Genomic DNA, 23201 nt, shown 5'->3' with positions numbered 1-23201 from the left:
CTAGGATATGAAGAAATGTTGTTTTGTTGTCATACTGCAGAAAGGGGGAAAAAGATGTTTGATCGCGTGGAATTTGCGGGGGCTACGCTTGCATGGGACTACAGAATTCGATCGGTGAATGATTTTACGGGGTATTATCACTGGCATCAATGTGGAGAGTTCCTCTATGTACATAAAGGCAATGGCATTGTCGTTTTGAACAATCATACATACACCATTCGCAAGGGGATGCTGTTCTTTTTTCAACCGTATCAGCTGCATCATGTCTATGCGGAAGTTGAACCGGAGAACCCTTATGAAAGGAATATTTTTTATATTGATCCGATCATTATGGATCGTTATCTGGAATCATTCCCACATCGGCGTGCGTATTTCTCAGCATTATGGAAAGGGCACAATCAGCAGCAGGTGTTTGATTTGAGCTCATACACTTCGCAATTGGACTGGATTTATGAGAGTTACGATAGGTCACGCAATCGTGGTTGGGGAGAACGGGAAGAATCGGTTATGTTTCTGCTTCAGATCTTGAGTCTGTTGGAGCAGCAGAATGCGGGGGAAGGACAGCAGGGCTTGGCGAGGCAAGTAAAGATCTCCCGAGATTTAAAGCATGCCGAGAGGATCATGCACTGGATCGAGGATCATTATGAACATGAGATCAAGCTTGACCATATGGCTTCAGACATCCACTTGTCCAAATCATATGCTTCCCGTATTTTTCAACAAGAAACAGGCAGCAGCATTACTGATTATGTTACAGCCCGGAGACTGAAGCAGGCTTATCTATTGCTTGAGACCACGACCTTCCCCATTGAAGAAATCGGCAGACGTGTCGGATTCCCTAACGGATCTTATTTCATTCAGTTATTTCGCAAATCTGCTGGCATAACTCCGTTACAGTACCGGCATCAATTTGAACGTAAAAGCAGACATTAGGTCTACATATATAACATTTATCGCTAAATTTTCCGTTTGTTATATTATTGAATTGATGTCAGATATCTTCACAAAAATCCCGGCAGCAGCCAGCCCGATTTGATTCAAAGGGAAGCTGCCACACCGGGATTGCAAGCAACATGTAATTTGAAAGTAGTAAAGTCATTTTATTCTACTGCATTATAGCCACTTATCAGCCCATCGCTCCACGGCACTCAATGCGCGCCCAAGCTCCGTCCCTTTACGGGACAACATATATTCTGTCCGAACCGGTCGTTCCGTAACCACATGCCGTACGACCAATCCTTCTTCCTCCAGTTCCTTCATTCGTTCATTCAGCACTCGCTTGCTCAGGTCAGGGATATAAGCGTGAATTTCACTGAAACGTTTGGGCTCTTCCATCAATGCATGAATAATGAGGGCAACCCATTTTCGGCCAATGATCTGATAAGATTGTTCCACCTTTTCGCATATTTGCTTGGCATTCTCATCATCGCTCATAATAATACTCCTTTGAATTAGTTATGCTTATTATAGCACTAGTATACTTATTGTAACCTGGGTGTCTACAAGCCTTATGTATAAAATATCACATACCAATTGTTTATAATCTTACCACATAAAGCGTTAACATCAAATAAAAACCCTGTAAACACTGGTGTTCACACGTTAGACACGATTGTTGACGAATTGTGACGACAGGTGTAATATGGGTAACGTTAATTCAAATGGTTACAATTTATAACCTTGGTTTAAGGTTGTGGAGAGAAGGAATGTTCCATGGTTAAATTCAGGTGCATTATTTAAACGGAGGCAAGGGGGCAACATACCCCACTTATTCCGTCTTTTGTCATGCTTGAATTTGAACATTTTGCAACATCATATACTATACTGCACAGATCACAGGAGGCAATCCAATGGATGCAATGACATTTGTCCTGTTCGGGGCAACAGGCGATTTAGCCAAACGCAAGATTTACCCTGCATTATATAATTTGTACATGGATCAAAAAATGCCGAAATCCTTCTCCGTTATCGGTCTTGGACGTCGTGAATTGTCGGATGCTGACTTCCAGGCGAATGTCGAAAAGTCACTGCATGAATTCTCACGGCAAACGCCTGAAGAAGAATCTCAGGTACGTGATTTCATTGGGGCTTTCCGTTATTGTTCTCTGAATAATACGAAGCTTGAAGATTACACCAAACTGCTGAAGCTCGTTGAGCAGCGTGAGCAAGAACTGAGTATTCCGGAAAATCGCATGTTCTACATGTCGGTAGCACCGGAATTCTTCGAGCCAATCGCACTGAACATTCAGGAGAGCGGCTTGGGTAACACCAAAGGCTGGAAAAAGCTGATTATTGAAAAACCATTTGGACACGATCTGCAATCTGCACGTGAACTGAATGAGAAACTGAGCAATACATTTGCTGAAGAAGAAATCTACCGTATTGACCATTTCCTTGGTAAACCGATGGTTCAAAATATTGAAACACTTACCTATGCGAATCCGGTCATTCAGGCGTTATGGTCCAACCGTTACATTGCCAATGTACAAATTACGGCTAGTGAAACCGTTGGTGTTGAAGAACGCGCGGCTTATTATGACCAAAGTGGTGCCGTTCGCGACATGTTCCAAAATCATATGCTTCAATTGCTGATGATGATCGCCCTGCATTTGCCTAAACGCTGCACTCCGCAAGAAATTCAATTCAAAAAACAGAAGATCGCTGAAGCTCTTCGTCCATTGACGAAAGAAAACATCGCTTCTGAAGTGGTTCGTGCCCAATACGGAGCAGGCGAGCTGCAAGGTACTTCTGTTGTTGGATATCTGGACGAGCCTGGTATCCCGGCTGGTTCCCAGAATGATACGTATGTTGCGGCAAGATTGTGGATCGATGATCCATTCTGGAGCGAAGTTCCTTTTTACATTCGTACAGGTAAACGTCTGGCTGAGAAATCCACCCGGATCGTTGTTGAATTCAAGGCACCTCTTAAAACAGGCCATGAAGCTGAAAATACAACTGAGCCTAACCTGCTGACGATTGAAATTGGTCCTGGAGAAAGCATCTCTCTTCAATTAAATGCGAAGAACCCATTGAACCACGGTGAAGTGGAACCCGTTCACATGACATTTGCTTCAGGCAAACGCAACATTCCGGAAGCTTATGAGAACCTGATCTTTGATGCAATGCGTGGAGATTCCACCTTCTTTGCTCACTGGAATGAGGTTGAGCTGGCATGGAAGTGGGTACAACCAATTCTGGAAGCATTCCAGGATGGCAGCGTGCCACTGGACACATACAGTGCAGGTTCGCAAGGACCTGAATCGGCAGATCGTCTGATTGCAGAGAATGGCTACCGTTGGTGGTAATCGAAATTATTTAATCTGGTTATACCGTTCCAATTTTGCATAAGTCCTTCCGGTACTTGCCGGAAGGCCGTAAAAATTTTTGATATAGATAAACTTATAATTGTTCATAACAGGAGGATTTATCATGAAACTTGGACTTGTTGGATTGGGCAAAATGGGATTAAACCTGGGCAGAAACTTGATTGACCACAAACATGAAGTGGTTGCATTTGACTTGAATGCAGAAGCAGTAAACGAAATGAAAGAATACGGCGCTCAAGGCGTTTCTTCTTACAAAGAGATGGTTGAATCTTTGGAATCCCCGCGTGTACTGTGGATCATGGTTCCTCACAATGTGGTAGATGCTGTACTGGCTGAAGTAAGCCCATTGCTTTCCAAAGGCGACATCATCATTGAAGCAGGTAACTCCCACTACAAAGAATCCATTCGCCGTTACGAAGAATTGAAACCATCCGGTATCCACTACATGGATGCAGGTACTTCCGGTGGTATGGAAGGCGCACGGAATGGTGCATGTTACATGATCGGTGGCGACCCTGAGGCTTGGGCGATCGTTGAGCCAGCTTTCAAGGACACTGCTGTAGAGAACGGTTATCTGTATGCAGGTAAAGCGGGCAGTGGTCACTTCCTCAAAATGGTTCACAACGGTATCGAGTACGGTATGATGGCTTCCATCGGTGAAGGTTTTGACGTACTGGAGAAAAGCGACTTCGACTTCGACTTCGAAAAAGTGGCTCGCGTATGGAACAATGGTTCCGTTATCCGTTCATGGCTGATGGAACTGACAGAGCGTGCGTTCTCCAAAGATGCAAACCTCGATGAAATCAAAGGTGTTATGCACTCTTCCGGTGAGGGACGCTGGACCGTGGAAACGGCATTTGACCTTCAAACGGCTACACCGGTTATCGCGTTGTCCTTGCTGATGCGTTACCGTTCCCTGGAGACAGATACCTTCACAGGGAAAGTGGTAGCAGCATTGCGTAATGAGTTTGGCGGTCACGCTGTAGAAAAGAAATAATTTATATATAACTGTTAACATATAAGGTTGTTCGGGTAATGATTATTATTGTGTTTACAAATTCATCAAGTGGAGGGAACATATCATGAAATTTTTCTTGGATACAGGGAATGTTGAGGAAATCAAACGGATTGAACGTCTGGGTCTGGTGGATGGAGTCACGACGAACCCGTCTTTGATCGCCAAAGAAGGCAGAGTATTTAAAGAAGTCATTCAGGAGATCTGTGGCGTTGTCAAAGGCCCGGTCAGTGCTGAAGTTATCGGCCTCAAAGCCGAGGATATGTTGAAGGAAGCTTATGAAATTGCTGAATGGGCACCGAATGTAGTCATTAAACTACCGATGACCGAAGATGGACTGTATGCTTGTCATGAGCTTACGCAAAAAGGAATCAAAACGAATGTAACCCTGATCTTCTCGGCAGCACAAGGTCTGATGGCGGCGAAAGCTGGAGCGACTTACATCAGTCCGTTCGTTGGCCGTCTGGATGATATTGCGGTGGATGGCATGAAGCTGATTCGTGATCTGCGTCTCATTCTGGATACGTATGATATGCCGTCCGAGATTATTGCAGCAAGCATCCGTAATATCAAACACGTTGAAGATGCAGCTCTTTCGGGTGCGCACATTGCGACCATCCCTGGTTCGCTTCTGCCAACATTGTGGAAACATCCGCTGACAGACAGTGGCATTGAGCGCTTCCTGAAAGATTGGGAAACTGTTCCTAAATGATTTTTGCACAATATCATGATGAATTATTAAGCAAGTGTTCATATTGAATTGAAGCCTTCCGTCCAGCAGAGCAATCTGCTGACGGGGGCTTTTTTTTATTAGGGTAAGCAGCATTAAGCTAGTTCTACGAAAGGGTTACTCCACTTTTACAAACGGATGATGTCCCCGCAACACGGGTGCTGTCCTTCTTTTTCGGGACAACAGTGCATAAGGATAACATATAACCCTATAGCTCATCCCGCAGGGGAGGGACACCCGATGATGAGAAAAAGATGGCGGAGTCGAAGACGACGGAAGCCGCCAAGCGGCAAACGCAAGATGTGGCTGATTATTTTACTGGTAGCGGTATTTTGCTTAATGCAGGGCTTTGCCTACGTGGATAAGAAAATGAAGCCTCCAATTATGCATCTGGCCAAAATCCGGGTGAAGCAGATTGCCACGGAAGCGATCAACAAGGCGATTACGGCGCAAGTTGCAGAAGGCAAATCGACTGAAGGACTGATTGACTGGAAAACCGATACGGCCGGAAAAGTGTCCGGTTTCATGCTGAACTATGATGAACACATGCGAATTACCGCAAGTACGATGAATATTGTGCAGTCCACGTTACAGAATGTGCATATGTTAAAAGAGAAAATCCCACTAGGTCAGGCGCTCGGGAGCCCGGTACTGGCCTCCTTTGGCCCGAATATTCCCGTTCGTATCGAACCTCAGGGGGCTGTGAAGGTAGATCTGAATACCCGGCAGCAGAATGCCGGAATCAACATGATTCTGGTGGAGGTGTATATTCACATCATTGCCGAAGTGGCCGTGGTGGTTCCCTTCGACATGGAGCCCGAGACGGTAGATACCGAAATACCGATATCCTATCTGCTGGTGGTCGGTGATGTGCCGATGTACTATTACGATAACCAGGGCAAGCCTGTAGGCAGCAACGGCAGCAGTGCACCGTCGATTGCGCTGCCATCAGGACAGACTGGGGTTTCGGGTGGAAATGGCGTAACGACCACCCCCTCAGGCCAGAACCAGCAGCAGGCTCCAGGAGAGAATCTGAACGGAGATGAATTTGAACTTGAACCAGATCTTTCAGGCGAAATTGAAGGGTTACCGCTAGATTCAGGCGTGAATCATTAGCAAAATGAAGAAGTTGTCATTATAAAAAACGGGATCCTCCAGTAGAGGTCCCGTTTCTTTATTTGCTTTTAGCCTTGGCTTTTTTCTGTGCGCGTTCTTCCTGTTCCCAATGTTTCAATAATGGATAAGGATCGAATGACCATTCTGTGAGCCCGGTGTCACGGTAGATTCCGTAATGCAAATGAGGAGGGAATTTGCCCTGCGTACCCGGTTTTCCATAGCCTGAGCTGCCTACCCAGCCTATGACTTGACCAGGGGTAACAACCTCGCCAATATGGGCATTTTTATCAAACCCGGAAAGATGAGCATAATAGTGATAGTGGTTGTTTAGATCACGGATCCCTATCCGCCAGCCACCAAAGGGATTCCAGCCCTTGATCTCCACGACTCCGTAGCAGGTGCTTCGCACAGGAAGTCCTTGGGGAGCAAAGATGTCTGTTCCCTCATGGATGCGATAACCGCCCCAGCTGCGTTTGGTGCCCCAGGTGCTGCGATACGAATAATTGGTGCCGAGCGGTACGGGGAACGCATGATCAAACAGATCAATACGGTCAAAATGCTCATATAATTTCGCAAACTGCTGGATGCGCTGCACGGCCCGGGTATTGTGATAATACTCCCACAGGGCAATGCTAAAGTCCTCCTGGCGGGTTCCGTATTTTTGGATGACGTTCGCCATGCTGTATAAGACATCCAGATCATTGTTGGCATCTGCCACCCCGTCTCCCGATCCATCACGGCCGTGACCATTAAAAAAAGAGATGGAACCCGGCTGTTGATCCGTTTGGTCCGGGTTGAGCCAGCCTGTCCAGGCTGGAGACGTCATGAAAATACCTGTCAGTCGCTCCGGATGCTTGCGATCCTTGGGGTGAGCACGCGTGAGGGTCCGTTCGTATTGATCGATGGCAGCGAGTCTGTACCATGGAATGCCACTAATCTGTTCCATGCTTTCATATAAACCTCGACGTGCTTTCAAAATCTCCGCTGGTTTCAGTTTGGCAGGTTCGGTTTTGGACGGCACAGCGGAGGATTCACCATGAACATCAACAGGCAAGAATGGGAGAAGCAATGTGCCTGCAAGTAATGTTTTAATCCAAAACGAGTGAGTGAACCGCGATGTCAAGCGATCTTGCACAGGGAAGCAGCCCCCTTTCCGTTGAGATGATGCACAAAGTGCCCGGTGAACCAAGCTATAACCTAGCGTTCTTCAAAAGTCCTCATTTTATCCGTGAAAGCCTTATATGCACAAGATGTGACAAATGGGAGTTTTTCCAACGCTTTCATGGTATAATATGTTCCGAGCAACAGCCTAACTTCATTAGAAAGAGGGTTTACGCATTGGCTAAACGTGTTAAGGAACCGAAACCGGACTGGATTCGGATCAAATTGACAACCGGCGATAACTATCAGGAAATGAAAACGATGATGCGTTCCAAAACGCTGCATACAGTATGTGAGGAAGCACGATGCCCAAATATTTACGAATGCTGGGCCAATCGAACAGCTACTTTTATGATTTTGGGCGACATTTGCACACGGGCATGCCGTTTTTGCGCGGTAAATACCGGCTTGCCGACGGAGCTTGATTTGCAGGAACCAGAACGCGTGGCGGAAGCGGCGGAACAAATGAATCTGCAGCATTGCGTGATTACAAGCGTCGCTCGTGACGATTTGAAGGATGGGGGAGCGACCATCTTTGCCGAGACGGTGAAGGCAGTTCGCCGCCGTTTGCCTTTGTGCAGTGTGGAAGTGTTGATTCCGGACTTCCTGGGTGATCGGGAATCCCTGAAAATTGTGATGGATGCCAAACCTGACATTCTGAATCACAACATTGAAACGGTGGAGCGACTGTCGGACAAAGTCAGAGCCAAGGCCAAATACAAGCGTTCTCTGGAATTGCTTGCCCGTGCCAAAGAGATGCAGCCAAACATCCCGACCAAGTCCAGCATCATGTTAGGCGTGGGCGAGGAATATCAGGAAATTTTGCAAACGATGGATGATCTCCGTGCCGTGGATTGTGATATCATGACTATTGGTCAATACTTGCAGCCTTCGGAGAAACATCTGTTTGTTGAGAAATATTATCCGCCAGAAGAGTTCGCTGCATTGAAGCAGGAAGGACTGAAGCGTGGATTCAGCCACGTCGAATCCGGCCCGATGGTGCGCAGTTCCTACCATGCGCATGAACAGGTCAAATCTGCTGCAAAACATGCGGAGCAGGCGGCAACACACGCATAATGGAGGACACTGGATTGGAAGAAGAAAAAAGCACTGAGCAGGTTCAGGATGCACTCCAGGATCAATCTCAGGATAAATTACAGGATAAACCACAGGAAAAGATCATCGTTCAAGTGAACGGGAAAAATTATGAAATCGTGCAGAACCACAAAGAAGGCTGGAATCCGGAAGTTTTCCGTGACCGTTACAGTGAAGTACTGGAGCGCTACGATTATATTATCGGAGACTGGGGTTACAGCCAGTTGCGGCTAAAAGGCTTTTACCGGGACAACCATCCGAAAGCCACGAAGGATTCCACAATCTCAAGCATGGTGGATTATATTAATGAATATTGCAACTTTGGCTGTGCTTACTTTGTACTTCAAAAGAGCAAAGAGCAACCTCAAGTCAAAGCAAAAAGCGGCTCCTGAGAAGGGCCGCTTTTTTCTATGCTTATTAATGTGTATACCTTTGAAAGTAATTGAGCTTGTTCCTGATCCAGGCTAGTCCAAAAAGGCAGTGCGAACCCGGTTCCAGAACGGATAGGGACGATACCGGGCAAAGCTTACCTTGTGACTCGCTACCTGACAACGTACGGAAATGAGATCTTCCACCATGACATTCACATGATCAATGGTGAGCAGCAGCCGTTGATCCTTACGTGAGAAAATGTCGCAGTGATGATGTTTGGGCAAAATAACCGGTGAACCAAGCGTCCGGTAGACGCGGTTATTAATCGAAGCAATCTCGGCAATCTGTATAGCCTCGATGGTGGGATGCACCATGGCACCCCCCAGTGCCTTGTTGTAGGCTGTACTGCCTGAAGGCGTGGAGACGCAGATCCCGTCACCCCGAAACATCTCAAAGGTCACGTCATTAATGTCGACTTGGGCAACGACAGTACCGTCCACACCTTTTAACGTAAATTCATTCAAGGCAATATAGGAGGTATTGCCCGACTTTTTACGAATCTCAAGCTCCAGCAATGGATACTCTACAATCCGGGGTTTGAGTCGTTCGGGATCACCTTTGCCACTCATCAGTCTTACAAGTTCCTGCAGTTCGTCCTTCTTCCAGTCGGCATAGAAGCCGAGATGGCCTGTATGAACCCCAACAAAAGCAATGTCCGGGATCCGGTCGATGAAATTGTGAAATGCCTGCAGCATTGTACCATCGCCCCCGATGGAGATGACAATCTCCGGCGATTCTGCATCCAGCTTGAACCCTTCTTCCTTCGCCAGCGCATGAAACTGCTGACTCAGATCAATCGATAACTGGTCTCCGCGGTCTTGAACATAGTATCTCAAGATGAAAGCTCCTTTGTGGTCATTATATTACCGATGATAATCAATTCCAGAGCAGAACACAACGTTGGATTGATATTCATTTGAAATATAGATGAACCTCGGGGCTTATTTTTGGAACCGTCCACGGATGAGAAGGGTACGAAGCAGGGAAAAGAACAACAAGACGAGCAGCACACCTACAAGAACCGCCAATCCCGAAAATACAATCTGTCCCGCATCTGGTGAGTATAAAGACATATCGTGGGGGAGAGCACCAGAATCACTCATGACGGGTTTTATCGATCCACCCATGATGGGTACCCATAGTAATATGACAAGTACAGGTGCGATAAGGGCATGAATAGCTCTGGCAAACAGAAATGGCCCATATCTCATCGGTGTGTTGCTAAGTATACTCATAATCTGGGCATGCACCGACAGTCCGCCCCAGGACAAAACAAATGCAGCAGCGGCAGCCTTATATACGAGAGGGACTGCTGTACCAGCTCCGCCGGCTTCCTTGGCTCCCAGAGTCACTTCAAACAAACCACCCACGAGGCTTTGCGACAGCGCAGGCGGCAGGTTCATCCACGTGAGCAGTTGTTCGGTCATTCGATACAGTTGGCCAAGCCATCCGGTCTGTACAAGCAGCTCCATTATGACCGAGAAGAATACGACAAGCCCTCCTACGATAATAATAAGGCGAAGGGATGAGGAGACAGCCTGACGCAGCAATTCACCAAATGCCCGTCCATCCGCCATTCGTGCCTGATGCATGGCATGAATGGCCTGAAGCAGTCGGTTGCCCTTCGGTTGCCCGGAGGCGGTAGAAGGAGTAGGGTATTGGGCTGATGAATCCGTGGTCCGTCCATGAAAACGCATGAGCAGACCAACGATAAAGGCAGCAGCGTAGTGAGAAGCGACCAGAACGGGAGCGACGGCTACATTTTGAAAGAAACCAACGGACACTGCACCGATCATGAAGATGGGGTCAGATGAAGTGGTGAACGCCACGAGTCGCTCGCCTTCTTCCCGGGTGACCAGCTTTTGGTCCCATAGCTGCGCGGTTAATTTCGCACCTGTCGGATAGCCAGAAGCGCAGCTGACTGCAAATACAAAGCCTCCGCTTCCCGGAACCCGAAACAGCGGACGCATGAGCGGATTTAGCAGAGTACCGAGAAAATGGACGATGCCGAAACCGAGCAGCAGCTCAGAAAGAACCAAAAAGGGAAAAAGGGAGGGGAATAACACATCCCACCAGATGGAGAGCCCTCGTACACCTGCATGCCAGGTTTCTGCCGGAAACAGGACCATAAGAAAACAGAGAACCAGGAGAGCGAGTATAATCAGGACATGGGTGAGTCTAAATGATGAGGAAGCCATGTATACCTCTCCTTTATTTAATAAAATAATGGTCGTTAAGCTTGCCTCCGTGAGTGTCGCTTGTGCCATCAATATATGAGTAAACGCGGACAAACAGTACAAATTAATATGTAGTAAGCGCTTGCAAAAGAGGCTGTATTTTTAAAGGATGTATGCTAAAATGAAAAAAACGCCTGAACGTCACCTATTTGTCCAAAGGGTGAAATTCAATTCGGATGGAGTGATGATATGAGTCTTGTCACCGGAATCCTGGTCTGTGCTTTTGTCTATGTGATACGTGCCTCGCTTGTACGCTCTGAAGAAGAGGACTGGCGAAGTTATTAATGGGATATGTAGTGCGCCAACCTTTCGTTTGGCGCTTTTTTTGTGTCTTCCGAAGTGCGTTGGCTCTAGAAGGAAATACCCGAAGAGGGCATTGACTTGCTGATGTTAGATAGGACTTTTGGGATTTTTTTGATAGAATGAGGATAAAGGTGATTACAGCCTGATCTTGATTTTGATTTCACATTTAAGCATAGGAGTGTAATATATGACAAAATTCGACACGACTAGTGAGGGTTTAGACGAATGAATCCCAATTTGAGCATTTATGAAAATCTGGGCGGAGAACAAGGTGTTCGGGCATTAGTGGAAGCCTTTTACCCCATTGTCCAGCAAAATGAACAACTGGCTCCCCTTTTTCCAGAGGATATACAGCCGGTCATGGATAAGCAATACATGTTTTTGTCTCAATTTTTCGGTGGGCCAGCATTGTTCTCCGAGGCATATGGTCACCCGATGATGCGTGCCCGCCATATGCATTTTGAAGTGACAGTGGAACGGGCACACGCCTGGCTCGCATGTATGGATCAAGCGTTGACACAGATCGGTGTGGAAGAGCCGTTGCATTCATTTGTCCTGCAGCGTTTGTCGGGGCCGGCACATCATTTTGTAAACACGCCGTAACTTCGATAACAGGATAACGGGAGAGGGATGGAACGAGTGGAATTAGAGCCTCTGTATAAGGTGAAAGTAACATGTCATTATTGCGAGACCGAGTTTGAAACGTCCAGAGTAAGACCGAGCTTGAAGCGGCCTTATCGGACGGATTCCGATTTTTGTGCCTACTACAAACTGGAAAATCCGGATTTCTATGTCGTTCGGATCTGTCCTGAATGCGGGTTTGCTTCGACAGAGAACTCAACCGATAAACTGACTGACAAGCAGCGACAGGCCTTCAAGGATCAGATCGGCAATCGTTGGGAGAAACGGGACTACAGCGGTGCTCGGACACTGGATCAGGCATTGGCTACTTACAAGCTGGGTCTGCTATGTGCGCAGGTGATACAGGAGAAAGATCGCGTGGTTGCGGGGCTGCTGCATCACATCGCCTGGTTGTATCGTTACCGGGAAGACCATGAGCAGGAACGTCGTTTTCTGGAATTTAGTCTGGAAGCCTATGTAAGAGTGTTCGAGCGCGAGGGTGCTGGGAGCAATGAGGCCAGATTGCTGTATCTGCTTGGAGAATTGAATCGCAGAGCAGGCCATTTCCACGAGGCAGTCAAATGGTTTGGACGTGTTATTCATGATAAGCGGATCACGGATGCGGCCATGATTCGAGCGTCCAGGGAGCAGTGGGCGCTGCTGAGGGAACAGATGATTTCCGGCAAGATGGAGCTGCCTGAAGAAATGATTGAAGCAGACAAAGAGGCTGCTAAGCGCAGCCCCCTTTAAGTCATATGCAATTATTTGCGGACAGGCTTACTGGATAGCAGATAATCACTGTCGTTATCAATAACGGTCATACTGCCGTTACAACAAGGAAAGACCAGCAATTTCTTTTTGCCTTCACGAATGCGTATAAGCTCTCTCGGTTTGAGGGGCAGCAGCACATTGCTTGCTTGGCAGAACGGGCATTGCTGTACATAAATGTCCCCCATGACAATATCATAGGGCCAGCTGTTCTCAAAAGGAATCATTCCTGCTCGCCTTCCGCAGGGGTTGATTTGGACGCTTCTTCTTTGGCCAATTCGGCAATCTTCTGCAGCAGGATGTGCTGGGGCATGTGCATCAGATGCTCGAGGGGTACGCCAAGGGATTCTGCTAATTTGACGGCTGTGTCAGCCGATATTTGTAAAGGTTTCATCACATTTACCTCCTGAAAAATGGCTTGAACTATTTCTCTAGTATAGAGATAGAGCACTCATAAAACCAGTTTTAATTGAAGTCTTTTCGTTCGAATCCTTGAATCCAAAAAAGAGAGGTGCCTTATTAAATGAAAACACCATTAAAACCCGTTTGGGATCTGGAGTCCATTTTTAGTGGAGGTTCTTCCTCCGAATCATTCGCGGCGTACTTGATTGAGCTCGAACAGGATGTACGCAAACTGCAAACCCTTTTGATCGAAACTTCTGCACCAAAAACCGTTGAAGAAACTTACGCGTTCGACAAGATCTTGGAATTGCTGCAAAGCTGTTATATCCGCGTTTCGGAAGGCTCTGCGTTTGTGTCTTGTCTTTCGTCGCAAAATCAGAAGGATAAGAAGGCTACGCAGCTTCAAGGCTCCATAAGTTCTCTCGCGGCTATGCTGAATAGCAGCAAGTCCAGATTCGACAATCTCCTCAGCAAGACGACAGATGACGTATGGGAGAAGTGGATTGCACGTGAAGAGATCAAGCCCTTGGCTTTTGTACTGAATGAGAGCCGTACACAGGCTCGTGAGAAGCTGTCGCCTGAACTGGAAGGTCTTGCGCTGGATCTGGGTGTCGATGGGTATCATGGCTGGGGCAAGTTCTATAATACCATTGTCAGCAAGGTAAACATTCCGTTTGAACAAAATGGTGAGACTATCATGCTGTCTGCAGGACAGGCTGCCAACAAGCTGAGCGACAGTGACCGCGATGTGCGTGAAACGGTATTTGCGAGCTGGGAGAAGGCATGGACGGACGTTGAAGACTTCTGTGCTGACACACTAAATCACCTTGCAGGATTCCGTCTCAAATTATATGAGAATCGTGGCTGGGACGACATTCTGAAGGAGCCGCTAGCGATTAACCGAATGTCACGCCAGACGCTGGATACGATGTGGGATGTCATTAACGGAGCTAAACCTGCACTTGTAAAATATCTGGAGCGTAAGGCACAGCTGCTTGGTGTGGATAAGCTCAGCTGGAGTGATATCGATGCACCTGTAGGCAAGTCGGTTGGTAAAGTAACATATGATGAGGCAGCGATCAATATTGTTGAACAGTTTGCCAAATTCAGTCCAAAGCTCTCTAAATTTGCCGAGATGGCATTCGAGAAACGGTGGATTGAAGCCGAAGACCGTCCAGGCAAGCGTCCAGGCGGATTCTGTACTTCATTGCCGCTGAGCAAAGCTACCCGCATTTTCATGACGTTCTCCGGAACGCCGTCGAACGTGTCTACACTTGCACATGAGCTGGGTCATGGCTATCATCAGCATATTATGGAAGAACTTCCTGCACTGAATCAACGTTATGCCATGAATGTGGCAGAGACCGCCTCCACGTTTGCCGAGCTTATTGTTGCCGATGCATTGGTGCAGGCTGCAGCCGATGAACAGGAAAAGCTGGCCCTGCTGGAAGATAAGATTCAGCGCAGCGTTGCGTTCTTCATGAATATCCATGCCCGATTCCTGTTTGAGAATCGATTCTATGAACAACGCAAAAAAGGCTTGGTGAATGCAGATGAACTTTCCAAATTAATGGTAGAAGCTCAGCAGGAAGCATTCTGTGGTGTACTTGCATCGGATCACCCTCATTTCTGGGCATCCAAACTGCATTTTTATTTGACGGGTGTACCATTCTACAACTTCCCATACACATTCGGTTACATGTTTAGTGCAGGCATATACGCCAGAGCGCAGCAGGAAGGCCCAGCCTTCGCAGATAAATACGATGATTTGCTGCGGGATACCGGGCGAATGACGGTAGAAGAGCTTGCTCAGAAACATCTGGGCACAGATCTGACACAACCTGACTTCTGGCAAAATGCTGCTGATTTGGTTATTGCCGATATTGAGCAATTCCTTGAAATGACCGCAGCCGCCAAGTGACAAATGCAATCAACAATACCCAATCATTTTAATCGAGTTGAATAATACTCTGTTACATGAAAAAGAGAGCTGCATCACGTGTTAACCGACATGTGGATGCAGCTCTCTTTGATTATACTGTTAATTATTTGGATTCAGAGATTTTGTCGTATTATAGAGGATTAGCTCGTTTTAAAGCAGGGGATTGGCAATTAATTGTGCAAATTATAGTAATAAATACCCAAGTTTGTTTAGTTTTGTTGAATGAGTATATATGTTGTCATATAATGAGTCGTAAGTCCTTGTTTTATAGGACAAAGTGCATAAAGGAGGAGTGAAATGGTGAAAATTGACCAGCTTTCATTAGCACGACAATTGGATTTAGTGTTTAAAGAGCTTGATAAGGAATTAGCAGGGTTGGACTCAGGTGTTGTTTTTGTGCAAATACGCAATAATGTAATTGGAAAGTTCGGTATTCGACATAATCCGATAACTGGGCGGGATGGACAGATGGAAGTGGAAGATCAGGGATTAAGTGAAAGCCAGCGATCATCATTCCGCGTTATGGCGCTGGAAACGCTGAAATTTAAGCGGAACTGGACCCATGGGGAGATTTCGTATGACTTTACAGTGAGACAGGGCATGATTTTGGTGGATGCAACGATGGAATCGAATTACAACATGGCTAATCTCATGATTCGTTACCCTAGAACAAATACATACATGGAATCCGGAATGGAGTCGACTTCTTAATCATGCAGACATGCCAAAAGCGGCCTTCCGGAGAAGGCCGCTTTGGCTTCAAATCATCCAAGCATTAGTCCGAGCTTAAGAACGACCAGACAATTGTTGCTCAGCGATTTGTACCAGACGTTTAGTAATGTATCCACCCAGAGAACCTGTCTCACGGGAAGTGTAGTTACCATAGTATCCGTCTTGTGGAATTGTTACACCCAGCTCTTGTGCAGCTTCCATTTTCAATTGTTGCAATGCTGCAGTTGCTTGAGGAACAACCAGGTTATTGGAACGGCTTCCGCTACCTCTGTTTTGACCTCCGTACATGTGTGTCACCTCCTTATGGCTTGGTGATGTTAGTATGGTTAGAGAATGAAGAAATATACGTGATATGGCGTAAGGGAAAAAATGGGATTTAGAATGGCTGAATAACATGAAAAAAGCCGATCCAGACAGGATCGGCTACATTGTTTATTAGGTAAATATTATGAGTGTTCCAATGCAATACTCATATAAGATTTAAAGGTTACTACTCGGCAGCGGGAGCCATAACCTCAATACGGGTGAGAAGTTCAACAGGCTGCTCAGGTTCCAGACGAATTAACCCGGTCTGTTTGTCCGTCAGAGGAAGATTCGGGGCATCCGAGAGCCAAGTGTAGGGCTCAATGCACAGAAACTGATCGGATTCACCTTTGGTAAAGAGAACCCAGTGCTTAAAATACTGTTCATCTGCTGAATAGTTCAGCACATATCCATCTTGACGACGAAGTGTTGCGGTAGCCGCCTGCCCCTCAGTTGCTTTTAGGATCGTATCCCAATTGCGTCCCTGCATATTCATTCCTTCGTTTAAGGATTCCCATTCACCAAGAGGTTCAAGCTCGCCCGTAGGCAGCTGTTCTTCGTTCTGAGCGTACACGCCCGAGACAGGCAATTGCAGTGTCCATTCGGCAGGCTTGCCGTCTAGCAGGAACCATGTATGATATCCCATTCCAAACGGAGCGGGAGTGGACCCCAGGTTGGTTACACGAAGACGCTGGCTCAGCACGGAATTTTGCAGTCTGAACGTCATTTCGAGTTTCAGTGGCACCGGAAATTGCGCCATCCAGTGCTCTTCATTTGCAGTCAGCAATTCGGTAGTAATGGCACAGCCTTCTTCATCTTCTTCAATGTCGCTGACACACCAGGATTGGGTGCGATGGAGACCGTGAATATGGTTGTCATTTGCCGTATTCTGATCGAACTGGTATTGAACCCCTTCGTACTCGAAGCGTCCGCGATGAATGCGCCCCGGTGGAACCAGAAGCGGAACGCCGAAGTGATATGGTTTCTGCAGATAAAATGCTAACTCATCTTCTTCAGGACTGCGAACGACATCACGATCCTGTACCAGATCACGAATCGAGATGATATTATTTCCTAGACGCGGCAGCAGAGTGATCTCCAATTCACGGCTATGTAGGATATACGTGTCGTAACCATTCCATTGGCCTTTGGTCACTTGTTTCATATCGATGCTCCTTTTCCCACTTGAAATCTGTCTGCAGGCGGCTTGTCATGCTCCGCCGCAGGCGTGTCATTGAGTACATGCCAGCAATCCCATACAGCCTTCAGATCGAGGGCTGAAACAGGATAAGCAATTCCATCATAACAGATTTCGGCTTGGTGGGTAAAAAAAGCTGATTCCATTTTTGACAATCTGCGTGAAGCGCATTAAGATGGAATTCAGATAGCAATCACTTATGAATTCAATTAAAGCGATGACAGGGACAAGTACGTCAGGAGAAAACTCTTCAGAAAGCCGGTGGGTGATGCGAACCGGTGTGAACTCTTAACCGAATGGGCCCTTGAGTGCCGATTGGAACAGGTGAAGCTTGTGATATACCAAGCGAACCTCAGTAGAATGGGACGTCTATTCCACGTTACGGGAAAATGAAGGTGTTTTTGCGAATGGAAAAACACGAATAAGGGTGGCACCACGGTCTCACGTCCCTTGCGGATGTGAGGCCTTTTTGCGTCCGCGGAGAATTCAAGGACCGGGTAAATTTGAATGTTAAATTAGGAGGGCGTACGACATATGAAAACGGTATTGTCTGGAATTCAGCCGAGCGGTAAACTCACGCTGGGCAACTACATTGGTGCAATCAAGAACTTTGTGAAGCTGCAGCACGACTATCAATGTCATTTCATGGTAGTGGATCTGCATGCAGTAACTGTGGCTCAGGAGCCAGCCGCACTGCGTGAACAGTCCGAAGCAGTGGCAGCTCTGTTTTTAGCCGCGGGAATCGATCCGTCCAAATCCAATGTGTTTCTGCAATCCCATGTTCCCCAGCATGCGGAACTCGGATGGTTGATGACCACACTGACATCAATGGGGGAACTTGAGCGGATGACCCAGTTCAAGGACAAATCGTCAGGCAAAGACTCCGTTGGTGCGGGTTTGTTTGTATATCCGTCATTAATGGCTGCTGACATTTTGCTGTACAATGCGGATCTTGTACCTGTGGGCGAAGACCAGAAACAGCATTTGGAACTCACACGTGACCTGGCAGGTCGTTTTAACCACCGTTATGGGGAATACTTTACGATTCCGGATCCTTATATTCCACAGGTGGGAGCACGCGTGATGTCTCTGGATGACGCTTCTTCGAAAATGAGTAAAAGTAATCCCAATGCAGGCAGCTATATTGCTTTGTTGGATCCACCGGATGTGATCCGCAAAAAGATCAGCCGGGCTACAACGGATTCCGGTCGTGAAGTGGTCTATGATCCGGCTAACAAGCCTGAGGTCAGCAACCTGATGAGTATCTATGCAGAATGTGCAGGGATCACCCTGAATGAAGTGGCAGAACGTTATGAGGGTAAAATGTATGGTCCGTTCAAAAAAGAACTGGCTGAAGTGGTTGTATCCGTGATTGAACCGCTGCAGGAACGTTATCGCGAAATTCGTGAGTCCGGCGAGTTGGCCGAGATTCTGGATAATTCAGCACGCCGCGCCGAAACGGTCGCAGCTAAAACTCTTCATGATGTGAAAGATCGTATGGGATTTGTTCCTAGACGTACAGTGTAAGCACCCGAAGATAGAGATTATTGGAAAACTTCATGAGGTAAATGTTTAGATACAAAGAGAGGAGCCAGTGGCTCCTCTCTTTGTTGTTTCGAATAGAAAGATGATGGCTCCTGTTCAGGATGTTGATTCGGATGTGGAGCGTACTTCCTGACGTTCCTTTTTGGCACGAATAACGAATCCCCAGCCGATATTGGCAATGGACAGAATAAACAGGAGCGAGGCCAGCCAGCCGTTATAAGAAATCGATATCGCTGAAACCGTTAACAAAACAATCGAGGAAAATGCAAACCATAGGGATAAACCTTTGCTCATTGGGAAAAACCTCCATCACAAATTTAATGAATCTCCGCATAACCTGAAGCGTGCGAGCCATAATAATCTTGCAAGCTTGCAATACATTACAGACACAGATTGAAAGGAGATTTTAAATATGGCTCAAGGATCTCGTTCTAACAACTTGGTGGTACCTCAAGCAACTGCAGCACTGCAACAATTGAAAATGGAAGCTGCACAAGAACTGGGTGTAACAATCCCACAAGACGGTTACTACGGTAACTACACTTCCCGTGAAACAGGATCTCTGGGTGGTTACATCACCAAACGTCTGGTACAACTTGCTGAGCAGTCTCTTGCTGGGTCTGGCAAATAATTCATCATAACAAGACAGCAACAAAACAAAAGCCCGGAGCGGAAACGCTCCGGGTTTTTCGCGCAACAGTTCCTATGTCTGATTGTGCCTCCCGCAGTCCTTCCCGTCAAGAGCGGGCGGATAAAAGTTTTTTATCCATTTTCTCATCACTTAACCAGCCTACATACGTATCAATGGTTTCAAAATTGCGGTCCATCACGACCACGGCGACAAACGGATACTGCTTGCGGTGACGATAACGAACGTCCGCCCAGCGAACTTTGTATCCAGCTGGCAGCTCTTCTACCTCTGCAACCGCATAGGAAGTGAAGTAAAGAAAGGCATTTACCTCAGGTGATTTGCGTGAGGCCGCTACGGCTGCATGAGTGGAAGAGGAGGCATGCAAATGCCATGTCAGCTCCGAACCATCCATTTTTCCAATTTCATAACTGTCATCTGCAAAATGCTTCACCACATGCCACCGGTTCCAGGATATCGTTGGGATGACGATATAACGAAGTGCCGGTTTGCTGTTATCCAGTCTTTTTACTTTGGCAACAGCCTGGGCATGCGCAACAATACGCCATACATAATAGAGAGCAATAACGATATACAGTGAAACGAACAACGGTGCGGGGGCTGCCAAATCAAAGGCCCACAGCAGGATTGCTACCACATGCGAAGTAAACAGAAACGGATCAAAAATATGAATGATGTTCCAGGCAATCCAGCGTTCTGTAAATGGCCTTGCCGCCTGGGTTCCATATGTGTTGAACAGATCAGTGAAGACATGCACACCCACAGCTACAGCTGTCCAGGCAGCGACGTGTCCAATGGGAACAGCCGGGAAAATCAGTGCTATAACCCCCGTAATGAGTAAAACCCACAGCAGGAGAAAAGGCGGTGAATGGGACATGCCCCGGTGATTTCGGATGTACAGTGAATTACTTTTGAGACGCAACGCTGTATCAATATCAGGGGCCTGGGAGCCAGCGATGGTACCCACCATTACGGCAGCCGCGAGCATGGGGCTGGAAGCCACGACAGGATCAACATAAGCAAGACCTGCCAAACCGATACCCATGACAAAATGTGTAGAAGTATCCATAAACGTCTCCTTTGTGGTGTAGATCAATTTCATCATATTAATGATTCTCTATCTAGGTGATACCCATATATAGTGTATATTATCCGCCTGCCCTGAAGCAAAATCCGCAAAAAAAACCAAAAAGATGTCATATGAGTTCCATTTTGACTGACATTTGTACGAGCATTGTCATACTCTTTGCCATTTTCCTATGATAAACTTTATATCGGAGGCAAAAAGAGAGACCTCCAAACACGAGAATTAAGGGGGATTTCCAAGCGTGGATAATCAGTTGAGATACCAGGCTTCTTCCGATTCCGCAACATTAACCTCGCCTCCGACCAAGTCGGGATCGTGGAAAGACTTTATTCACATTACCAAACCGGGAATACTCCGGACCAATCTTATTGCTGTTTTTGGTGGTTTTTGGCTGGCATCCCAGTGGGATATCAACATGGTTAAGATGCTGCTAACCTTGCTCGGAACGGCGCTTGTTATGGCTTCTTCTTGTGTATTCAACAATTATTTTGATCGCGAGCTTGATTTGAAAATGGAACGTACCCGCAACCGATCCCTGCCAACAGGGCGTTTAACACCGAAAGTGGTTCTTTCCTATGCCATTATTTTGGGCGTGTTGGGATTAACCGTTCTGTTTGCTTTTTCGGGTATACTTGCCGGATTATGCGGTATTTTTGGCATGTTTGTCTATGTTATTATTTACACTCTCTGGTTAAAACGTTCTTCGACATGGAGCACATCCATTGGGGGTTTGTCAGGTGCCATGCCGCCTGTCATCGGTTATGTCGCAGTAACGGGACGTCTGGATTTAGGTGCATGGCTGCTTCTCGCCATGTTGTTTCTGTGGCAGCCTCCGCACTTCTGGGCGCTTGCCATTCGCCGGGTTGAAGATTATCGGGCAGGTGGATTTCCACTCTTGCCAGTTGTAAAGGGCATTAAGCGGACCAAGATTCAAATGATTCCTTATCTGGTTTTGCAAATTTTTGTGCCCATTCTGATGTATGCGTATGGCTATGCCGGTATTTTTTATTTGACGGTGTCCCTGGTTCTGTCCGTACTGTGGTTGTACTACGCACTCAAAGGTTTCCGTGCACAAAATACGGACGCCTGGGCCAAAAAGGTATTCCTTTACTCCATTAATTATCTGTCTCTCAGCTTCATCCTGATGATTCTGGATACCGTTCATAAATAACTGGAATACCGTCAGGGGAACATGCAAAATAAATGCTTGGGCATCTGCATCCAGAACGGTTACAATATGGTAGAGTCCCATTGTCGATGGGGTTCTTCGTATACATATGCAGTGCAAAGAAAAAGAAGCAGGTTATTTCCTCAATCATGACAGACACCCCGGCAGAGTGGAATCGAATGATGCAAAATGCTGAATAAAAATGCTTGGACTTCAAACAAGTTATGTATGCGTATTCATATTGGCAGGTATAGAAAGGACGAGGATGATGCTGAAAAAGTACAAATGGACCTGGATGCTGCTGGGGCTCGCACTGATTATGGCTGTATACCTCATGTGGGGCACCGTGTTTGCCAGCAAAGAGAAATTACCCGAAATTCGGGAAATCCAATCCTTTTCCATGGAGAATGTAGATGGAACTACCGTCTCACTTGACGATACCAAAGGCAAGGTGCGTCTGTTCTATTTTTACTTCACCAGTTGTCCGGACGTCTGCCCAATTACGACGTTTACGTTGTCCCAGGTGCAGGATTTGTTGAAGGAAGATGATACATTCGGCAAGGATGCGTCCTTTGTTTCGATTTCGTTTGATCCTGAAGTCGATACGAAGGAGAAAATCAAGGAATTCGCGGACCGCTTCCACGCGGATTATGACGGGTGGTATTTCCTAAGAGGGGATATGGACAAAACGAAGCAGCTCGCCAGGGATTCATTTCAGATCCTGATCGAAGGCGAAAGCAAGGAAGATTTTGCGCATATGAACATGATTGGCCTAGTCGATCAGAACAATCAGCTGCGCAAGGTGTATAATGCATTTAATACAGAAGATGTCGAGCCTGCAGTAATCGCAGAAGATATCCGTAATCTAATCAACGAATAATAGCTGTTATCATCATATTTGAATCATAGCAAAGGCTGCTGGCCGGGTTGGTAAAATAACCGGTAAGCAGCCTTTTTGGCGCTTTGTTGATTTTAAAATGATGGGTGTTCGGGGTATTGAATATACTCTTCCAATCCGGCCTTCTCCAACTGGGCAATGATGTATTCATCAGGCGTTCCTTCCACACCCGCATAACCACGTCTGGTATACATCTGTACTGCATCGGGGAAGGCATCCCGCAGCACGCCTCTTATTTTTTTGCCTGAACTGTCATTATCCATAAAAAGATACACTTCATCATAACCAACCTGTTTGCGCAGAGACTCCAGCTTGAGCGAATTCAGAGTGCCGAATGTACACAATATGTTGATTTCCGGCCCAACGAGACGCTTCAGCTTGCTGCGGTCATTTTTACCTTCCACAATGACATGAATAGGCATCGTATTCACCTCTTGTTCGAGAGCTAGTGTCGACATTCCCCGGGAAATGTT

At 46.7% G+C, this 23201-nt stretch carries 27 protein-coding genes and 1 other annotated feature; of the genes, 15 read left to right on the top strand and 12 right to left on the bottom strand.

Annotated elements, in window-relative coordinates:
* Positions 1 to 54 precede the first annotated feature (54 nt).
* On the top strand, positions 55 to 933 hold the full coding sequence (locus tag AAIH57_RS24120) for a helix-turn-helix domain-containing protein (protein ID WP_430023258.1): 879 nt from the start codon (positions 55 to 57) through the stop codon (positions 931 to 933).
* Positions 934 to 1113: 180 nt separating this feature from the next.
* On the opposite strand, the gene AAIH57_RS24115 is transcribed toward AAIH57_RS24120, so the two are convergent.
* Positions 1114 to 1434, bottom strand: coding sequence for a winged helix-turn-helix transcriptional regulator (locus tag AAIH57_RS24115; protein WP_095292196.1), 321 nt, complete (start codon positions 1432 to 1434; stop codon positions 1114 to 1116).
* Positions 1435 to 1850: 416 nt separating this feature from the next.
* Between AAIH57_RS24115 and zwf the strand changes: the two genes are divergently transcribed.
* The 4 genes from zwf (at position 1851) to yunB (ending at position 6187) form a co-directional block, all read left to right on the top strand.
* Positions 1851 to 3305, top strand: coding sequence for a glucose-6-phosphate dehydrogenase (gene zwf / locus AAIH57_RS24110; RefSeq protein ID WP_430023256.1), 1455 nt, complete (start codon positions 1851 to 1853; stop codon positions 3303 to 3305).
* A gap of 124 nt (positions 3306 to 3429) precedes the next feature.
* A complete protein-coding gene (gnd, locus tag AAIH57_RS24105) occupies positions 3430 to 4323 on the top strand; it encodes a phosphogluconate dehydrogenase (NAD(+)-dependent, decarboxylating) (protein WP_175399193.1) in 894 nt (297 codons plus the stop codon).
* A gap of 85 nt (positions 4324 to 4408) precedes the next feature.
* Positions 4409 to 5053 (top strand): fructose-6-phosphate aldolase, encoded by a 645-nt coding sequence (gene fsa, locus AAIH57_RS24100; protein ID WP_095361223.1) that lies wholly within the window; start codon positions 4409 to 4411, stop codon positions 5051 to 5053.
* Positions 5054 to 5311: 258 nt separating this feature from the next.
* Positions 5312 to 6187, top strand: a complete 876-nt coding sequence (yunB, locus tag AAIH57_RS24095) for a sporulation protein YunB (protein WP_175399194.1) — start codon at positions 5312 to 5314, stop codon at positions 6185 to 6187.
* 58 nt (positions 6188 to 6245) lie between these two features.
* Here the strand turns inward: yunB and AAIH57_RS24090 are convergent, their stop codons facing one another.
* A complete protein-coding gene (locus tag AAIH57_RS24090) occupies positions 6246 to 7322 on the bottom strand; it encodes a M23 family metallopeptidase (RefSeq protein WP_430023254.1) in 1077 nt (358 codons plus the stop codon).
* 203 nt (positions 7323 to 7525) lie between these two features.
* Here AAIH57_RS24090 and lipA point away from each other — a divergent pair, with 203 nt between their 5' ends.
* The gene (lipA, locus tag AAIH57_RS24085) at positions 7526 to 8425 is read left to right on the top strand and encodes a lipoyl synthase (RefSeq protein ID WP_175399196.1); all 900 of its coding nucleotides are present in this window, start codon (positions 7526 to 7528) and stop codon (positions 8423 to 8425) included.
* Between the two features lie 14 nt (positions 8426 to 8439).
* Positions 8440 to 8835: a YutD family protein gene (locus AAIH57_RS24080; RefSeq protein WP_430023252.1), complete on the top strand. Its 396-nt coding sequence runs from the start codon at positions 8440 to 8442 to the stop codon at positions 8833 to 8835.
* Between the two features lie 72 nt (positions 8836 to 8907).
* On the opposite strand, the gene AAIH57_RS24075 is transcribed toward AAIH57_RS24080, so the two are convergent.
* Positions 8908 to 9711, bottom strand: a complete 804-nt coding sequence (locus tag AAIH57_RS24075; RefSeq protein ID WP_095292189.1) for an NAD kinase — start codon at positions 9709 to 9711, stop codon at positions 8908 to 8910.
* Between the two features lie 105 nt (positions 9712 to 9816).
* Complete coding sequence (gene ylbJ, locus AAIH57_RS24070; protein ID WP_430023251.1) at positions 9817 to 11073, bottom strand: sporulation integral membrane protein YlbJ; 1257 nt, start codon at positions 11071 to 11073, stop codon at positions 9817 to 9819.
* A 567-nt stretch (positions 11074 to 11640) separates the two neighbouring features.
* Between ylbJ and AAIH57_RS24065 the strand changes: the two genes are divergently transcribed.
* A complete protein-coding gene (locus tag AAIH57_RS24065; RefSeq protein WP_095361226.1) occupies positions 11641 to 12018 on the top strand; it encodes a globin in 378 nt (125 codons plus the stop codon).
* A gap of 36 nt (positions 12019 to 12054) precedes the next feature.
* Entirely contained in the window at positions 12055 to 12786 is a 732-nt protein-coding gene (locus tag AAIH57_RS24060; RefSeq protein WP_430023250.1) for a DUF2225 domain-containing protein, read from the top strand.
* Positions 12787 to 12797: 11 nt separating this feature from the next.
* Here AAIH57_RS24060 and AAIH57_RS24055 read toward each other — a convergent pair whose 3' ends face one another.
* A complete protein-coding gene (locus AAIH57_RS24055; RefSeq protein ID WP_337034480.1) occupies positions 12798 to 13031 on the bottom strand; it encodes a hypothetical protein in 234 nt (77 codons plus the stop codon).
* Positions 13028 to 13198, bottom strand: coding sequence for a YycC family protein (locus AAIH57_RS24050; RefSeq protein WP_175399199.1), 171 nt, complete (start codon positions 13196 to 13198; stop codon positions 13028 to 13030). The genes AAIH57_RS24055 and AAIH57_RS24050 overlap by 4 nt, the downstream gene beginning before the upstream one ends.
* Positions 13199 to 13327: 129 nt before the next feature.
* On the opposite strand from AAIH57_RS24050, the gene AAIH57_RS24045 reads away from it, so the two are divergent.
* Together AAIH57_RS24045 and AAIH57_RS24040 are read left to right on the top strand one after the other, a co-directional pair.
* Positions 13328 to 15127: a M3 family oligoendopeptidase gene (locus tag AAIH57_RS24045; protein WP_430023249.1), complete on the top strand. Its 1800-nt coding sequence runs from the start codon at positions 13328 to 13330 to the stop codon at positions 15125 to 15127.
* A gap of 318 nt (positions 15128 to 15445) precedes the next feature.
* Positions 15446 to 15859: an O-methyltransferase gene (locus AAIH57_RS24040; protein WP_413036847.1), complete on the top strand. Its 414-nt coding sequence runs from the start codon at positions 15446 to 15448 to the stop codon at positions 15857 to 15859.
* Between the two features lie 75 nt (positions 15860 to 15934).
* Here AAIH57_RS24040 and AAIH57_RS24035 read toward each other — a convergent pair whose 3' ends face one another.
* From AAIH57_RS24035 to AAIH57_RS24025, 3 genes are all read right to left on the bottom strand, one after another.
* Positions 15935 to 16168, bottom strand: a complete 234-nt coding sequence (locus tag AAIH57_RS24035) for an alpha/beta-type small acid-soluble spore protein (RefSeq protein ID WP_175399202.1) — start codon at positions 16166 to 16168, stop codon at positions 15935 to 15937.
* Positions 16169 to 16370: 202 nt separating this feature from the next.
* A complete protein-coding gene (locus AAIH57_RS24030) occupies positions 16371 to 17348 on the bottom strand; it encodes an aldose 1-epimerase (protein WP_175399203.1) in 978 nt (325 codons plus the stop codon).
* Entirely contained in the window at positions 17345 to 17527 is a 183-nt protein-coding gene (locus AAIH57_RS24025) for a hypothetical protein (protein ID WP_175399204.1), read from the bottom strand. The genes AAIH57_RS24030 and AAIH57_RS24025 overlap by 4 nt, the downstream gene beginning before the upstream one ends.
* A gap of 62 nt (positions 17528 to 17589) precedes the next feature.
* Positions 17590 to 17835 (top strand) — a binding site (T-box leader).
* Between the two features lie 80 nt (positions 17836 to 17915).
* On the opposite strand from AAIH57_RS24025, the gene trpS reads away from it, so the two are divergent.
* Positions 17916 to 18908, top strand: coding sequence for a tryptophan--tRNA ligase (gene trpS, locus AAIH57_RS24020; protein WP_175399205.1), 993 nt, complete (start codon positions 17916 to 17918; stop codon positions 18906 to 18908).
* Between the two features lie 114 nt (positions 18909 to 19022).
* Here the strand turns inward: trpS and AAIH57_RS24015 are convergent, their stop codons facing one another.
* Positions 19023 to 19220 carry a hypothetical protein gene (locus tag AAIH57_RS24015; RefSeq protein ID WP_175399206.1) on the bottom strand — a complete coding sequence of 66 codons (198 nt, stop codon included), beginning with the start codon at positions 19218 to 19220 and terminating at the stop codon, positions 19023 to 19025.
* Between the two features lie 118 nt (positions 19221 to 19338).
* On the opposite strand from AAIH57_RS24015, the gene AAIH57_RS24010 reads away from it, so the two are divergent.
* Entirely contained in the window at positions 19339 to 19557 is a 219-nt protein-coding gene (locus tag AAIH57_RS24010) for an alpha/beta-type small acid-soluble spore protein (protein ID WP_175399207.1), read from the top strand.
* A 106-nt stretch (positions 19558 to 19663) separates the two neighbouring features.
* Here AAIH57_RS24010 and AAIH57_RS24005 read toward each other — a convergent pair whose 3' ends face one another.
* Entirely contained in the window at positions 19664 to 20644 is a 981-nt protein-coding gene (locus tag AAIH57_RS24005; protein WP_175399208.1) for a metal-dependent hydrolase, read from the bottom strand.
* A 259-nt stretch (positions 20645 to 20903) separates the two neighbouring features.
* Between AAIH57_RS24005 and cyoE the strand changes: the two genes are divergently transcribed.
* Both cyoE and AAIH57_RS23995 read left to right on the top strand, forming a co-directional pair.
* Positions 20904 to 21833, top strand: a complete 930-nt coding sequence (cyoE, locus tag AAIH57_RS24000; protein ID WP_430023247.1) for a heme o synthase — start codon at positions 20904 to 20906, stop codon at positions 21831 to 21833.
* A gap of 265 nt (positions 21834 to 22098) precedes the next feature.
* On the top strand, positions 22099 to 22710 hold the full coding sequence (locus AAIH57_RS23995) for an SCO family protein (RefSeq protein WP_175399287.1): 612 nt from the start codon (positions 22099 to 22101) through the stop codon (positions 22708 to 22710).
* 92 nt (positions 22711 to 22802) lie between these two features.
* Here AAIH57_RS23995 and AAIH57_RS23990 read toward each other — a convergent pair whose 3' ends face one another.
* Positions 22803 to 23150: a toprim domain-containing protein gene (locus AAIH57_RS23990; RefSeq protein WP_175399210.1), complete on the bottom strand. Its 348-nt coding sequence runs from the start codon at positions 23148 to 23150 to the stop codon at positions 22803 to 22805.
* Between the last annotated feature and the right edge of the window lie 51 nt (positions 23151 to 23201).

The organism is Paenibacillus sp. MABNR03, from assembly GCF_050455445.1.
Classification (GTDB): Bacteria; Bacillota; Bacilli; order Paenibacillales; family Paenibacillaceae; genus Paenibacillus; species Paenibacillus xylanilyticus.
The sequence above is the reverse complement of the archived record's forward strand: the minus strand, read 5'-3'. Positions and strand labels throughout refer to the sequence as shown.

Excerpts from the sequence above, each read along its gene's own strand:
- AAIH57_RS23995 (WP_175399287.1), top strand. The coding sequence starts at position 22,099 with ATGCTGAAAAAGTACAAATGGACCTGGATGCTGCTGGGGCTCGCACTG.
- AAIH57_RS24065 (WP_095361226.1), top strand. The coding sequence starts at position 11,641 with ATGAATCCCAATTTGAGCATTTATGAAAATCTGGGCGGAGAACAAGGT.
- AAIH57_RS24010 (WP_175399207.1), top strand. The coding sequence starts at position 19,339 with ATGGCTCAAGGATCTCGTTCTAACAACTTGGTGGTACCTCAAGCAACT.
- AAIH57_RS24015 (WP_175399206.1), bottom strand. The coding sequence starts at position 19,220 with ATGAGCAAAGGTTTATCCCTATGGTTTGCATTTTCCTCGATTGTTTTG.
- AAIH57_RS24050 (WP_175399199.1), bottom strand. The coding sequence starts at position 13,198 with ATGAAACCTTTACAAATATCGGCTGACACAGCCGTCAAATTAGCAGAA.
- AAIH57_RS24025 (WP_175399204.1), bottom strand. The coding sequence starts at position 17,527 with ATGGAATCAGCTTTTTTTACCCACCAAGCCGAAATCTGTTATGATGGA.
- AAIH57_RS24040 (WP_413036847.1), top strand. The coding sequence starts at position 15,446 with ATGGTGAAAATTGACCAGCTTTCATTAGCACGACAATTGGATTTAGTG.
- AAIH57_RS23990 (WP_175399210.1), bottom strand. The coding sequence starts at position 23,150 with ATGCCTATTCATGTCATTGTGGAAGGTAAAAATGACCGCAGCAAGCTG.
- AAIH57_RS24055 (WP_337034480.1), bottom strand. The coding sequence starts at position 13,031 with ATGATTCCTTTTGAGAACAGCTGGCCCTATGATATTGTCATGGGGGAC.
- AAIH57_RS24120 (WP_430023258.1), top strand. The coding sequence starts at position 55 with ATGTTTGATCGCGTGGAATTTGCGGGGGCTACGCTTGCATGGGACTAC.
- AAIH57_RS24030 (WP_175399203.1), bottom strand. The coding sequence starts at position 17,348 with ATGAAACAAGTGACCAAAGGCCAATGGAATGGTTACGACACGTATATC.
- ylbJ (WP_430023251.1), bottom strand. The coding sequence starts at position 11,073 with ATGGCTTCCTCATCATTTAGACTCACCCATGTCCTGATTATACTCGCT.
- AAIH57_RS24005 (WP_175399208.1), bottom strand. The coding sequence starts at position 20,644 with ATGGATACTTCTACACATTTTGTCATGGGTATCGGTTTGGCAGGTCTT.
- trpS (WP_175399205.1), top strand. The coding sequence starts at position 17,916 with ATGAAAACGGTATTGTCTGGAATTCAGCCGAGCGGTAAACTCACGCTG.
- AAIH57_RS24045 (WP_430023249.1), top strand. The coding sequence starts at position 13,328 with ATGAAAACACCATTAAAACCCGTTTGGGATCTGGAGTCCATTTTTAGT.
- gnd (WP_175399193.1), top strand. The coding sequence starts at position 3,430 with ATGAAACTTGGACTTGTTGGATTGGGCAAAATGGGATTAAACCTGGGC.
- AAIH57_RS24115 (WP_095292196.1), bottom strand. The coding sequence starts at position 1,434 with ATGAGCGATGATGAGAATGCCAAGCAAATATGCGAAAAGGTGGAACAA.
- AAIH57_RS24035 (WP_175399202.1), bottom strand. The coding sequence starts at position 16,168 with ATGTACGGAGGTCAAAACAGAGGTAGCGGAAGCCGTTCCAATAACCTG.
- fsa (WP_095361223.1), top strand. The coding sequence starts at position 4,409 with ATGAAATTTTTCTTGGATACAGGGAATGTTGAGGAAATCAAACGGATT.
- yunB (WP_175399194.1), top strand. The coding sequence starts at position 5,312 with ATGATGAGAAAAAGATGGCGGAGTCGAAGACGACGGAAGCCGCCAAGC.
- zwf (WP_430023256.1), top strand. The coding sequence starts at position 1,851 with ATGGATGCAATGACATTTGTCCTGTTCGGGGCAACAGGCGATTTAGCC.